This is a genomic window from Mycoplasma sp. 4079 (assembly GCF_047785185.1).
Classification (GTDB): domain Bacteria; phylum Bacillota_I; class Bacilli_A; order Mycoplasmatales; family Metamycoplasmataceae; genus Mycoplasmopsis.
In genome coordinates this window covers 1-14,719 of sequence record NZ_JBLNNG010000005.1, presented here as the reverse complement: position 1 = coordinate 14,719, position 14,719 = coordinate 1, and the positions used below count along the sequence as shown (strand labels likewise).

At 29.4% G+C, this 14,719-nt stretch carries 11 protein-coding genes; 7 read left to right on the top strand and 4 right to left on the bottom strand.

What is annotated here, in order from left to right:
* Nucleotides 1-17: 17 nt before the first annotated feature.
* The 4 genes from ACMZI9_RS01375 to ACMZI9_RS01360 are packed head-to-tail and all read right to left on the bottom strand — an operon-like array spanning nucleotide 18 to nucleotide 7,222.
* Nucleotides 18-1,508, bottom strand: a complete 1,491-nt coding sequence (locus tag ACMZI9_RS01375) for an APC family permease (RefSeq protein WP_416099089.1) — start codon at nucleotides 1,506-1,508, stop codon at nucleotides 18-20.
* Nucleotides 1,509-1,514: 6 nt separating this feature from the next.
* Complete coding sequence (gene lon, locus ACMZI9_RS01370) at nucleotides 1,515-4,160, bottom strand: endopeptidase La (protein WP_416099088.1); 2,646 nt, start codon at nucleotides 4,158-4,160, stop codon at nucleotides 1,515-1,517.
* A 10-nt stretch (nucleotides 4,161-4,170) separates the two neighbouring features.
* Complete coding sequence (locus ACMZI9_RS01365; RefSeq protein ID WP_416099087.1) at nucleotides 4,171-6,498, bottom strand: class I tRNA ligase family protein; 2,328 nt, start codon at nucleotides 6,496-6,498, stop codon at nucleotides 4,171-4,173.
* Nucleotides 6,499-6,508: 10 nt separating this feature from the next.
* On the bottom strand, nucleotides 6,509-7,222 hold the full coding sequence (locus ACMZI9_RS01360; RefSeq protein ID WP_416099086.1) for an MPN527 family putative ECF transporter permease subunit: 714 nt from the start codon (nucleotides 7,220-7,222) through the stop codon (nucleotides 6,509-6,511).
* A 292-nt stretch (nucleotides 7,223-7,514) separates the two neighbouring features.
* On the opposite strand from ACMZI9_RS01360, the gene nadE reads away from it, so the two are divergent.
* The 7 genes from nadE to ACMZI9_RS01325 form a co-directional block, all read left to right on the top strand.
* A complete protein-coding gene (gene nadE, locus ACMZI9_RS01355; RefSeq protein WP_416099085.1) occupies nucleotides 7,515-8,303 on the top strand; it encodes an NAD(+) synthase in 789 nt (262 codons plus the stop codon).
* A gap of 12 nt (nucleotides 8,304-8,315) precedes the next feature.
* Nucleotides 8,316-9,044: a YebC/PmpR family DNA-binding transcriptional regulator gene (locus ACMZI9_RS01350; protein ID WP_257088921.1), complete on the top strand. Its 729-nt coding sequence runs from the start codon at nucleotides 8,316-8,318 to the stop codon at nucleotides 9,042-9,044.
* Nucleotides 9,044-10,186 carry a ZIP family metal transporter gene (locus ACMZI9_RS01345; protein WP_323188372.1) on the top strand — a complete coding sequence of 381 codons (1,143 nt, stop codon included), beginning with the start codon at nucleotides 9,044-9,046 and terminating at the stop codon, nucleotides 10,184-10,186. The genes ACMZI9_RS01350 and ACMZI9_RS01345 overlap by 1 nt, the downstream gene beginning before the upstream one ends.
* A gap of 140 nt (nucleotides 10,187-10,326) precedes the next feature.
* Nucleotides 10,327-12,366 carry a DHH family phosphoesterase gene (locus ACMZI9_RS01340; RefSeq protein WP_416099084.1) on the top strand — a complete coding sequence of 680 codons (2,040 nt, stop codon included), beginning with the start codon at nucleotides 10,327-10,329 and terminating at the stop codon, nucleotides 12,364-12,366.
* The gene (gene rplI / locus ACMZI9_RS01335; protein ID WP_323188374.1) at nucleotides 12,347-12,808 is read left to right on the top strand and encodes a 50S ribosomal protein L9; all 462 of its coding nucleotides are present in this window, start codon (nucleotides 12,347-12,349) and stop codon (nucleotides 12,806-12,808) included. Before ACMZI9_RS01340 ends, rplI begins: the two co-directional genes overlap by 20 nt.
* The gene (locus ACMZI9_RS01330) at nucleotides 12,795-14,282 is read left to right on the top strand and encodes a replicative DNA helicase (protein ID WP_416099083.1); all 1,488 of its coding nucleotides are present in this window, start codon (nucleotides 12,795-12,797) and stop codon (nucleotides 14,280-14,282) included. The genes rplI and ACMZI9_RS01330 overlap by 14 nt, the downstream gene beginning before the upstream one ends.
* A 51-nt stretch (nucleotides 14,283-14,333) precedes the next feature.
* The coding region (locus ACMZI9_RS01325) for a DUF21 domain-containing protein (protein ID WP_416099082.1) at nucleotides 14,334-14,719 on the top strand (386 nt) is incomplete at its 3' end.

The window sequence follows — 14,719 nt, the reverse complement described above, 5'->3', positions numbered from 1 at the left end:
CCAGCTACAGAAGTTGGTTATTTATTTTTTATAAAAATTAAATTATCAAATTGCTTATTGTGCTTAGCAATTCATTTATTGTAAATTTTGAATTTGTGTTTGTATTTATTGAGAAGTTTTAGTGCAAAACCAACCCCAATAAATACTACGTAAATGATAATTGATACTGTATTTTTGAATTCTCATTGGCCACCTAAAATTCAAGGGAAGAATGTGATTAATAAGATAAATGACATTATACAAATATCAATAATGTAAATAGTTTTTTCCCAAACAGGTATTTTTGAAATTCTTTTCTTTGCAGCTAATCTGAATGCTATAAAGAATGTGATTAAGTCTTCAATTAATAATGCAATTGAGCTGGTTATAATTGTTGCTTTAAAGAACTCATCGCTATATTCTTTATCTAAGAATATAGTAGGAACAAGTCATAATGTAATCATTGAAATCATTATTATAACTGTAGAGAAAACGATTGCATTTTTAAATTCACCCTTTTTATTTTTCTGATGCAATGAATTGAATAAGTAACCATCTTCAGAAAGAGGAACAAGTTTTCTAGCAGTCGCAACTGTTTGAAAAATTCTAAATCCTAAATCATTACATAATAATCCAATAATGAAGATAGAGACTCCAAATGCACCTAATCCATAGGTGTAGATTTTTGAAATCTCGTTTGAGCTATCTCCGGTAGTTACTTTTAACGAGTTTGGTAAGAATAAATAGAGTGAAAAGAATATTAGATAAAATCCAAATATGAAAGCTAATGATGTTAGTAATATTTTTCTAAAACTCTTGAACTTAACATCTTTAGCCATAGCAGCAACATCTTCAGTTCCTGCAAAAGCATACATAAATAAAAGAACATCAGCGATAATTAATTGAGGTGTAACTTTTTTGTATGTAGCTGAGTCAGGTAATGTAGCTTCCTTTGAAACAGCGACTAACATTACAAAGATGGCTAAGATAAGTATTATTCATTTAAATAATGAGGCAATGAAAATAATTTTCTTATTTGTTTTTAATCCAATTGTTGAAATAGCAATTATGGAAATGAATAGTAAGATTGAGATCCCTCTAACTATTCACATAACTAAGCTGTGTTGAGGAAATTCTTCTGGTTTCGGTAGTATTATTTCAACAACATCAGCTAGGAATAAAGGTGCAATTGCTGATAAAAGTGGTGTTTGAATAAATTGGTTTCATCCGATGAAGAAAACAAGATTTCTAAGACCGCGTTTCTTTGATTTTGTTAATTTACCATCAACAACATCATCATCTAAATGTCTTGCGTAAGCATACGAACCACCGTAGTGATCATTATATTGATTTGATAATCTAGAGAATACCAACATTATTCCAAAGCATATAAATGCTGAGAGTATCATTACAAGATACCCTCAGTAAGATATGTTCATAATTGTTGATATTGTAGTTATAAAACCTATACCAACGACAAAATTAATTGTAAAAAATGTAAAACTTTTCTGTGTGAACTGCTTTTGCATTTTTTATTATTTTGCTTTTATTTCGTTAGAAGGTTTTTGATTATTGAAAATTACATTGTAAATTTCATCATATGTTTTAACAGGTACATATGTTAAGTTTTCTTTAATTTCAAAAGGAATGTCTTTTAAGTTTTTGATATTGTTTTCAGGTATGAAAATCATTTCAAGTCCTTTTTGACTAGCTGCAAATGATTTTTCTTTTAATCCACCAATTTCAAGGACTTTTCCTCTTAATGTAATTTCACCAGTCATTCCAATTGTGTTAGGAACTGGTCTTTTTGAAAGAGCAGAAATAATTGCAGTTGTAAATGTTACACCAGCACTTGGTCCATCTTTAGGAACTGCTCCTTCAGGTACGTGAATATGAATTGTATTATTTTCAAAATCAAACTCATCAACACCAAATTTTTCAGCGTTTGCTCTAACGAAAGTTAAAGCAATTTGAGCTGATTCTTGCATAACTTCTTTAAGTGAACCAGTTAACTTAATTTCTGATTTACCTGGGTATGTAGTTACCTCAATCGGCAATGTTGAACCACCAAATGATGTGTAAGCTAATCCTGTTACTAAACCTGGAACAACATCTTCTTCTTTTTCTTCTTGTTTGAATTTAATTACACCAAGTAATTCTTCGATTTTATCAAGTGTAATTACATATTCTTTTAATGATGGATCATCAAAAGTCTTAACAACTATTTTTCTAGCAATCTTATCTAATGTACGTTTAAGACCTCTGACTCCAGCTTCAAGTGTGTAATGTTGAATGATGTATTTAAGCACATCATCTGAAATTTGGAAGTATTTTTCAGCTAAAGTAGCTTGCTCAAGCACTTTTGGTATTAAGTGCTCTCTAGCAATGCTTAATTTTTCGCTCAATGTGTATGAAGATAATTCAATAACTTCGACCCTGTCAATTAATGCAGGTGGTATGTTTTCATAGTAGTTAGCTGTAGCAATGAAAATACATTTTGATAAGTCGTATTCGTGTTCTAAGTAGTGATCTTGGAATCTTGTGTTTTGCTCAGGGTCTAAAACTTCAAGCATTGCACTTGCTGGATCACCTTTCATATCAGATGCCATTTTATCAATCTCATCAAGAAGGACAACGGGGTTTGATACTCCTGCGTACATCATTCCTTTGATGATTTTTCCAGGCATAGCTCCTACGTAAGTTCTTCTGTGTCCTCTAATTTCGCTTTCGTCGTGAACTCCTCCAAGTGAAACTTTAACGAATTTTCTATTTAAAGCACTTGCTATAGCTTTTGAAAGTGATGTTTTCCCTGTTCCAGGAGGACCAACAAGAGTTAAGATAGGAACATTGTTAAATGTATTTGTTTCTTCATTGTTTTGAAATAATGAAAGGTCAATTTCAAATTTATCATCAATCTTGATTTTGTTTTCATCAAGTTTTTTAACTTGGTTGTTTTTAATAATAACAGCTAAGTATTCGATAATTCTTTGTTTAATTTCATTTAAACCATAGTGGTGTTTATCTAAAACTTCTCTAACTCTGTTTATGTCTAATAATTCGTGTTGAACTTTTCTTCAAGGAAGTTTCTTAAGAGTATTAATGTATGATTTGATGATTGAGGCTTCAGGAGAAACAGGAACCATTTCTTCTGATTTTTTAGTTTCAGCATCAATAAGTTTAATAACACTTTCAGGGAAGATGTCTTTGAATTTTGAATTGATGATTTGTGCATACTCATCATCAGATGCAGTTGGGTTAAGTTCTTTAATTTGTTCTTGAAGAGCTTTTAATTTTTCTCTAAGTAAGAATTCTGTTTGTTGCTTACTTAATTTTTGTGTCATTTTACCTTTTAATTCTGTTTCTGCTTGAAGAATTTCATTAATTTTTGCAGTAGCTTGAATTAAGTAAGTTTGGTATCAAAATCTGTTGTATGGTTCTTTGAAAATTTCAAGTCTTTCTGGAACAACTACAGGTGAAATGTGGTTTAAGAAAGTAGCGATTAATGCACTTGCATAATCTTCAGAGAATCTATCAGTTCTACCTTCAAAGTATCTGTTTGTTAAATCAACAATACTTGTGAATGTAAAGTGTCTTCCTGATAAAGGTTCAGTTTTGAATAAGCCAATAAAATCTGAATCAGCAAATTGTTGTGGTTTATCTTCTTCAAGGTCAATTCCGACACCTGCAAAAATTGAGAAAGTTTGCAAGTAGTCATAAACTTCCCTTAATTCTTTTTTAGATAATGTAGCAGGTAAGTCAACAAATGCACCACCTTCTCCAGTTTCTGAACCTATGAAACCTTTATATTCAACGTGTGATTGAACTCCTTCAGGAAGAGTTTCAAGCATTTTAAATCCATTAGGTAAATAGAATTGTGAAATAACTTTATAAACTACGATAAATGAATCCGTTGTAGCTTTGTAAATTACTTCAAGTGGTTTTACATAGTTACCATAAACAATTTCATCTGTTGATTCAGGTTTAGCATATAAAACAACTGCTCTTCCTGATTCTTTAAGTAATTCTTCACGGTTCTTTTTAAGATCTTCAACAAGAACTTTTTCTGTAACCTCAGTTTCCATAAAACCACCAGGAATTGAATAAAAATCTGGTGTTTCAAAGAATGTTATATAGCCTGATTTATCAGCTTTCGCTTTTTTAATATATTCATTAAAAGTCATCATTCTCCTTCTATTTGTCTTTTACAACAATGTTAACGATTTTTCCAGGTACAAAGATCTCTTTGACGATTTCTTTACCTTCTAATCATTTTGTTACTTGTTCTTTTGCTTTTTCTAAAACTTCTTCTTTTTGTGCTGTTTTTGAAACTGTTAATTCAGCTCTAACTTTTCCGTTAACTGTAATTCCATAAGTTACTTCATCCATTTCTAATGCAGAATTATCTATAGCAAAGTCATATAGGTTTTTTGAGTCAAAGTATTTACTTGATAATTCTCAAACAACGTGTGGAATGAATGGTTCAAGAATGTTTAATAAAACATAGAACATTTCTGTGATTAATTCAGGTTTTGTGATTGAATCATATTCATTCATAATTTCCATAGTTCAAGAAACTAAAGTGTTAAATGAGAATGAATTATCATCACTTTCAAATGTGTTCTTTTGTTTTTGCATTCCTTGGTAAAGTTTGAGTCTTGCAATTTTTTCTTGAGCACTTAAGGTTGACTTGTCAATGTTTTTAAAGTCTGAATTTACATCAATTTCAGAACTTCTATCGTAAAGTCTATTGATGAATTTAAAACATCCAATAACACCTGAATCACTTCATTCAAGTTCTTTTTGAGGAGGAGCTGCAAATAAGATAAATAATCTAGTTGTATCAGCGCCATAGGTGTTAATCATTTCTCCAGGTTCAACTGTATTACCTTTTGATTTAGACATCTTAGCGCCATCTTTAAGCACCATACCTTGAGTTAATAAATTAGCAAATGGTTCTCTAAAGTTTACTAAACCCAAGTCAGATAATGCTTTGGTGAAAAATCTTGCATAAAGTAAGTGTAAGATAGCGTGTTCGATTCCACCGATGTATAAGTCAACTGAATTTCAGTAATCTAAGTTTTCTTTCTTGAAAATAACTTCGTCACGTAAGTTTGATGGTGTAGTATATCTTAAGAAATATCAACTTGATTCAAAGAATGTGTCTAATGTATCAGTTTCTCTTTTTGCTTTTGAACCACAAAGATGACAAGTTGTATTCATTCATTCTTCATTAGTTAAAAGTGGATTACCTTGACCTGTGAACTTAACTTCTTCAGGCAATAAAACAGGTAATTGTTCAAGTGAAACAGGAACTGTTCCACATTTTTCACAGTGCACAAGAGGAATTGGTGTTCCTCAATATCTTTGTCTTGAGATACCTCAGTCACGTAAGTTGTATTTTACTTCTTTAGTTAATTTAGTTTCCTCAACTTGAACTAAATTATTATCTAAAAAGTCTAAATGGTTAACTTCCATAAAAGTGGTGTGTGTTTGATTATTTGATGAAACAATCGTCGCATCTTTATTTGGATTATTTGATGCAAAATCAGTAATGATAACTTGAACTAAGCTACCATCGAAAGGATTTTTAACAGTGTAAGGTGTTTTGATAAAAATTTTCTTTGAAAATTCTTTTTTAACAAAGTTTAAATTGATTTCTTCAAGTAAGTCTAAAGCTTCTTGATTAAAGTAGTTTGCTTCTTTTAAGGCATCAACTAATTGATGTTTATTTGAGATAGCAACATAATCAATTTTTGAAATGTAATCTAAATTTGATTCATAGACATTAAGTGTGTTTTGACTGTTATCTGCAAATTCAAATGTTAATTTGTAATCTTCAGTTCTACCAATTCAATTTTTTTGCATCGTAAGAACTTGTTGAGGTCAATGTCCTTCAAGAGATTTAAGATCTTCAAGTAATTCATCAGCATACTCGGTAATTTTTAAGTAGTAAGTATCCATTTCTTTTTGAATAACTTGATTTCCACATCTTCAACATTTGTTATCTTCAACTTGTTCGTTAGCTAAAACTGTTTGGTCAAATTCACATCAGTTTAATGAGCTTTTCTTTTTGTAAATTAAACCTTTTTCTCAAAGTTTGATGAAAATGTATTGTTCTCATTTTGTGTATGAAGCATCACAAGTGATTGTTTCATAATCTCAAGCAAATGAAATTCCTAATCTTTTAATTTCATCATCCATTGATGTAATGTTTTGATATGTTCAGCTTTTTGGATGTGTTCCGTTTTTGATTGCTGCATTTTCAGCAGGCAAACCAAAAGCATCTCAACCAAATGGGTGAAGGACATTGAAACCTTTTCTTCTAAAGTATCTAGCTACAGCATCACCGATTGAGTAATTACGAACGTGTCCCATATGCAATTTTCCACTTGGGTAAGGAAACATACTTAAGACATATTTTTTAGGTAAACTAAAATCATCTTTTGGTTCAAAAGCATTAGTTTCTGCTCAGATTTTTCTTCACTTTGAATCAATTTCTTTAAAGTTAAATTTTGACATAAACACCTTTCTATGAATCACACTTATTCACTGTGAAATTATTTAGGATGTTATCTAAAAACTTAGTTTTAGATAAGGTAAAAATAAATATATAAATTATAAAATAATTTATTGCAATATTGCTCAAATTAAATGATAAATATAAAGCGATAGAACCTGCAAAGTAATTTGGAATACCAAAGAAGAAAATTTTGAATTTTTTATCATAATTAGCAAGCAGTTCATTAAACGAAACAGCATCTAGTTGCTTGAATAATTTGAAATAAATTAAGTTAAATAAAAATGTATTCAAAAATGTTATTATTGCAATTGTTACTAATGAACTTATTCATAAGATTACAAGGGTTGAAATTTCTTTTTTAAGTTTAGATTTTCATAATAATTTTCCAAATAAATAAGAGCTGAAAACGAAGACACCTTGCATTAATAAAAGAATAAAGTTTCCTAGAAATGCAATGTCTAATGTAGTTGATTTAATTGTTATAAAAGGACTTATCAAAAAGTTTGAAATAAGCATTATTAACGAATATTGAATATCGATAATAAAAGCAGTTAAAAAAGCTGAAATTAAAAGGAAATTGAAAGTTAAAAATGAATTAAATGGAATAAAACTTCCGATAATGCTAAAAACAATAGAAATAGCTAACATCAAGCCTGTGAAAGCCATTTTGAAAATAACATTCATATTTTTGTTATTTCAAACTAAAAATTGTTTTTTTTGCATTATTTTCCACCTTTTTTACACTTTTTTCTTTTGAGCGATATAAAAATATATTCATTAAATAATATCATTATTTCATCTTATTAGTAAAAAAATCCAAAAAAGAACAAATTATGAACTAGAGACTGAATTCGTTCATTTTTCAAATGACTATAAAAAAACAAGTGTGTTGAATTTTAAACAATTAAAAAGTAATATATTCAGTTTATTTTTTAGATTGTTATGGTAAAATTAAGTATATTTTTACAATTAATATTTTGTTAAAAATATTCAATTTAGTTAATAAAGAGGCGATATGGGTAAGATTACGTTTTATAAAGATAACAAACCATATTATGACAAAGAAAATGGATTAGCTTATGTTGAAGTTATTAAAGACTTTTTAGTAACAAAAGCAAAAGAAGCTAATTGTTACGGTTTTATTGTAGGCATCAGTGGAGGGATTGATTCTTCACTTGTGTATGCAATAGCAAAACAACTTCCTTTAAAAGTTAAGGGAGTTGTGATGTCGGTCAATGGAATGTTACAAAGTGATTTAGAACACATTAAAAAACTTGAAGAAAAGTTTGATGATAAATTTGAGTACATTGATTTAACTGATGCTTTTAACGCTTTAAGCAAGCAAGTTAATGTTAAAAATCAATTAGCAGTTGCTAACATTAAACCACGTTTAAGAATGACAACTTTATATGCTCTAGCTCAAGAAAATAATTCACTTGTGTTAGGAACAGATAATAAAGATGAAACATTCATTGGTTACTTCACAAAGTATGGTGATGGAGGAGTTGATTTACTTCCAATTTGTCATCTTACAAAAGGTGAAGTTAGATTTTTAGCTTCACTTCAAAATGTACCAAGTGAAATTATTGACAAAGCTCCATCAGCAGGATTATGAGAAAATCAAACTGATGAAGATGAATTAGGTTTCTCATATGCTCAACTTGATTTTTATTTAGATCACTTAAATGACTATGAACAAATCAAATCAGTATTACCAGAAGAAGTTATTAAGAAAATTGAATATAAACATAAAATCTCACAACACAAAAGAGATTCAATTTATAAACCAAATGATATAGATTAGGAGAGATAAATTATGGCAGGACATTCACACGCAGCGAATATAGCACATAGAAAAGGTGCGCAAGATGCAGCAAGAGGAAAAATTTTTCAAAAATTATCTAAAGAAATCTTTGTTGCAGCAAGATTAGGAGCAGATCCTGATACTAACCCAGCTTTAAAATTAGCAATTGCTAAAGCTAAATCAAAAAATATGCCAAAAGACAACATTGAAAGAGCAATTGCTAAAGCAGCTGGAGATAAAAATGCAAACGCATTTATCGAAACTGTTTTTAACGCTACTGTAGGTGGAGGAGCAACATTTATTGTTGTTACATTATCAGACAACCTTAACAGAGTTAAATCAAATATTCAGTCATACTTTAACAAACAAAATGCTACATTAGGTAAAACAGGTCAAATTCCATATCCATTTAGAAAATTAGGAATCATTGAAATTGCTAAAGAATTAGTTAATGAAGATGATTTAATGGAAGTTGCACTTGAAAATGGTTCAGAAGATGTTGAAACATATGATGAATCATTTGTATTAACTACATTACCTGAAAACTTCACAGATTTAAAAAATGCAATTGAAGATAAATTCGGTCAAATTGACTTTATCCAATGTGAAGTAACATATGTGCCAGATATGTATGTAGAATATGATCAAGAAAAGAAAGACAAATTATTAGAATTTGCAGACAAATTAAAAGAGGATGATGACGTTCAAGATGTTTACCATAACATCGAAACTGAAGAATAATGCAAATAATTAGAGATTTTTTCGAAACCCTCAAATTAAGCACAGGTAATGAAGGGTTATCTTACTTCATTCTAATACTTGTCACATTACTTTGCTTATTAGCTATACCAACTATTCTTTCATTCATTTTTCCACTTATTAAATTAAGTAAGAATGGTTGAAAAAATCTGTCATTTTATTTATACTCTTTTTCAACAGGTTTTTTCTTAGTATTAGCTACATTTGGTTTTTTAAGAGAATCGCTTGAATTAGCGAATCAAGGTGCATGAACAGACAATGTAAACGTCTATGGGTATAGCATTTTAGTCGTAGTTGTCGGTCTTGCTGTAGGTATCTTATTTTCATTCACACTTAAATATGCGATTACTTATCAAATTAATAAAAAACTTAAAAAATCAAATAATAGAAAGTTAAATGCATTTGTTCACGACCACGATCACGGCGATGAACACGAGCACGATGATTTTGATTTCTCACACCCACATTCAGAACATTTTTACGAAGTTAAGAAATATAATAAAAATCAAAATATATTTTTAAGACAAAGTAAAAATTATAATAACTCAAAACACGTTCATTATCATCCTGATTACATCTTTTCAAATGATGAGTCAATTATTAAAGCTGAACAAGAAGCGATTAATTCAGCTTCAAATAAATTAAAAGTTATTGCTTTATTACTACTTTTAACTCACAGAATTCCAGAAGGATTATTATTAGGATACAACTTAAATTTAGCAGCAAACGGTCACGAAAACTCACTTACTATGGCTTATTTTGCTTCTTTAGTTTTACACTTAATTCCTGAAGAAACAATCTTCTATTTCAGACTTAGAGAGGCAGGTTACTCAAGAATTCAATCATTGTTATTATCATTTTTAGGGCTTTCATTATTTTTACCATTTATGTTAATTGGTTGCTATGCAGGAGCAGCAATTGAGAAAAACTGAATACTAAAAGGGATGATGATGTCAGCAATCGCAGGAATTTTCATTTTCACTACTTTAATTGAGTTTATTCCTGAGTTTTATCATTCACATATGTCGAAGAAAAAATGATATTTCATTCTTGCATTCTTATTTATTGGTGTAATCTTTGCTGCATTAATTCTTTCATTCCATACACACAATCACTCACATTAATTGTGAGTTTTTGTTTTATTTATCATATTCCTGTAGATATTTTCGGTGTAATAAAACATATTGATAACAATTTCTGCAAAACTTATATAATTTAAATATTAAATATTTAAATTTTTACAACACAAACAAAAAGGATTTGAATGAAAACAAAATACAAAATAAGCTTACTTTCGTGTTTATGCGTAGTTTTTGTAATTCTGTTTATTTTACTAACTGCAATTTTAGTAAAAAATAACGAAACAACTGCATTAACTTGAGAAATTGGTTTAGTTATTGTTGCAATGATTTTAGTTTTTGCATCACTAGCAACTACACTAGTTTGAATTACAAAGATTTTTGCAAGGTCAAGAAACATTGTTAAAAACTCTTTTGATTCATTTACTGAAGATATTATGTCAAGTAATAACATCGGATTTGTTATTTACAATGCTGAACATAAAATCATTTGAGCAAGTAACTTTATCAAAAACAAGTTTCACAAAGATTTTATTGATATTCACATTAAAACATTCTTTACAACAATTTCAGATAACAAAGAATTTTTAGAGCTTGATATGAATCAAACTAAAATTGAGTTTGAAAATAATAAAAACATTTATGAAGCTCAATTCTGACCATTATCAAACATCATAATTATTCGTGATATTACAACTGAAACTTTATTTAAAAATGAAGTTCATGATCAAAAAACTGTTATTGGTGAAATTGAAATTGATAACTACCAAATGTATCAATCAATCTTATCTGAAGAGCAACTTTACTTAGTTAATAAAACAATTATTGATACATTCAATGAATATTCAAAAGAATACAACTTAATTTATAGACAATATACAAATGGTAAGTTCATTGTTATTACAGACCAGGTTTCACTTTACAATATGTCTAAAGATAAGTTTTCTTTATTTACAAATATTCAAAAGAATGTTCCGGACACATCAATTGGTAAACTTTCGCTTAGTGTTGGGTTTGCTAGAGGATGAAGCTCGCTTAAAGAAAAATTAGAGCAAGCTAAAAAAGCTTTAGTTCAAGCTCAAAACCGTGGAGGAGACCAGGTTGCGATTTTCAGCGATACTGAGACTGCGATTTATTATGGTTCAAGTATCGAAATTGTGTCTAACAATAATATGACTAAAATTAAGAAAATTTCAGATGAGTTCCTTAAAAAACTTGATAGCGAACAAATTACAAAAGTTATTGTTTATGGACACAAATCAGCTGATATGGACTCATTAGGTTCATCATATGGAATTGCATATTTAGCTCATCAAAGAGGTAAGAAAGCTTACATATGTGCTGAATCGTTCGATATGACTACAACATATTTTAGAAATGAACTTAGTTACAAAAACATTGTTTATGAAGATACAGATTTAAACTTAGAAAAAATTATCATAAGTGCAAATAAAGCGTCAAAATTAACAGATTTAAACACATTAGTTGTGTTTGTAGATAATTCAGATCCAGGTCGTACAGATAATAAGGATGCTATTTTAAATGCAGACAGGGAAAATATTTTCGTATTTGACCACCACAGAGTTGGAAAGCAAATTGATTATTGTCCTGTTACAAATATTTATGTTGAAACAACAGCTTCTTCAGCTTCAGAAATTGTTACTGAAATTTTTATGCTCACAGATAGGGAATGAAAATTCTCGCCATTATGTGCTCAATTACTTTTAGGTGGTATTTTAGTTGATACAGTACAATTTACAAAATCAGTCTCAGCTAGAACATTCCAAGCAAGTGCTTGGTTGCAATCAAAAGGTGCAAATGTAGTTGAAGGAAGCGAAATTCTTAAAATTGATGAAACAACAAAAGAACAAATTAATACTATTTTAGAAAATGCACAAGAAGTTAAAAAAGGCTACTACTTAGCGTATTCTCCAATCGAAGTTGAAGCTGACGTTATTTCAATGGCTGCTAATGAACTTCTTAAAACAAAAGGCAGAGTTGCTTCCTTCGTTATTGCAAGACTTAAGGGAACAAACTTGTACAAACTTAGTGCTAGAGGTATAAATACAAACGTTCAGATTATTACTGAGCAAGTTGGTGGAGGTGGACACTTTGGAACAGCTGCTGCTATTTCAAATGAGGAATTAGAAACATTTGTTAACAATGTGCACCACGCAATAACAACAACAGAAAGAGAGTTAAAAGATGAAAGTTATACTAATTAAAGATTGTAAAGATGGAAAAGCTAACACAGTTATCGAAGTATCAAATGGTTATGGTTCAAACTACTTAGTTAAAAATGGTTTTGGAGTTCCATACAATGAACAAACTGCAAGACAATTACAAAGAAGATTAGATGATTTATCAGCTGATGAACATGAAAAAAGAACAGGTGCTTTAAGACTTAAAGAAAAATTAGAAGAGTTAAGATTAGAATTTACTTTAGAAGCTAATATTGATGGAAATTCTAATTTAAATGTACACGGTTCAGTGTCTACAAAAGATGTTGATAAAAAATTAACTTCATTAGGTTACAAGTTACCAAAACATTCAATCCAAAAAGTGCATTTAGTATCAGAAGGATTGCACGATGTTGAAATTGTTTTATACAAAGATATAAAAGCAACTTTAAGAGTGGAAATTAAAATTAAAAATGTTAAGAAATAATAGAAACAATCAAAACTCTTTATACAAGTGAGTTGAAACAATAATTCGTCCTTTAGCAAATACTTTGTACAAAGATGAAAAAATCGAAAGACAAGTTTTAAGTACGATAATTAATGATACTGAAAAACAAACTCTTGGTTTAGACTTCCTTGTCCCTGAAGCATTTTTCAACCTTGAATACTCTACATTATTTAGATTTTTAAAAACTAGAAAAGCAAGTGAACCTAATCAAAATTACATTTTTGATTACAACACACTTTTAAACGAAATACCTAAATTCAAAGCTCAAAACCCAAGTCTTGAATGAGCTCCTTTATCAATTGAAACATTAAACAAAATTGTTTCAACACTTTCTTCAGATGAAAACTTTTTACCAAATGTTGAAAAGTTAATTGAACTTCACAAAAGAAGACAAGCAGAAGCTTTCTTTAGTAATTATTTAGCTGTATTAGGGCAAAATCCTAAAATCACTTGAGAAGACATTGTTACTGATGTTGAAAACTTCATTATTAGTAGTAATAATTTATCAATCAAAAATAGTGAATTTATTTCACTTGAAAGCGCTCTTGAGAAATACTTTAGTCGCCTTAAGAATGATGAAAATGAAGAAAAAGCTCTTCTTACAGAATTTAATGCAATTGATAAATATGTTAAAGGATTTAAACCTGGTCAGCTAATTATTTTAGCTGCTCGTCCAGGAGTTGGAAAAACCGCGCTTGCATTAAACATCGCAAGAAACATTATCGAAAAAGGAATGAAAGATGGTAAACCAAAAAATGTAGCTTTCATTTCTCTTGAGATGCCTACATCAGAGCTTACAACTAGATATTTAGCAACTTCTACACTAATAGATATGTACAAATTGCAAAATATCAAACTCTTAAAAAACAATTATGAAGATTTAATGAAAATTCATCACGTTGTTTCAAGTATGCAAAGAACACCTGATGAAAATCAAATTTGATTTGATGATGATCCTAAATCAAAAATTAATGAAATCATTTTCAAAATTAAACATTTAATTAAAAACACAAACAAAGTGGACTTAATTGTAATTGACTATTTACAATTGATTTCAGGAGGAAATCAAGCAACAGGAAATAGACAAAACGAAGTTGCAATGATTTCACGTTCACTAAAAACACTTGCTCTAGAGCTTAAAATTCCAATTATTGCTCTATCACAGTTATCCAGAAGTGTTGAAAATCGTGAAGACAAGCGTCCACAATTAAGTGATCTTAGAGAATCCGGATCAATTGAGCAAGATGCTGACATTGTTATTTTCTTAAGTAGAAAGAAACTTAAAAAATCAGCACACAGTGATGGTGACGAAGTTAAAAAATTCGAATCAATCCCTGTGACTCTATCAGTTGCTAAAAACCGTAATGGTGAACCTGGCCAAGCAACTTTAATTTACACAGGTAAATATGTACAATTTTTAGACGATATGACGAATGAAAGAGGTGGATTTTAATGGACTCCAGTTATTATAGGAACCAAAAAAATAATTCTTTAGAGGTGTACTATGGATAGTAAAACAGTAATTACAATTGTTTTATGCATAGTTATGCTTATATTATTTATTTTAAGTAGTATCTTTAGTGGAAGTGAAACTGCTTACTCAACAGTCTCACCTGCTAAAGTTTATGAATTAGTTGAAAACGAACATAGATTTGGGAAGTTAATTGACAAGCAAGTTAAGAAATACAATCAAATTCTAAGTACCATTTTAATTGGTAACAACTTAGTTAACGTAGCTTCATCAGCTACAATGTCTTATGTTTTATCAAAATATCTTTCTGATAATGACTCACTTGTCGTTATTATCTCGACATTAGTAGTTACTCCAATCTTAGTATTGTTTGGTGAAATAACACCTAAATTAATTGCTAAAAATAATCCAATTAGATA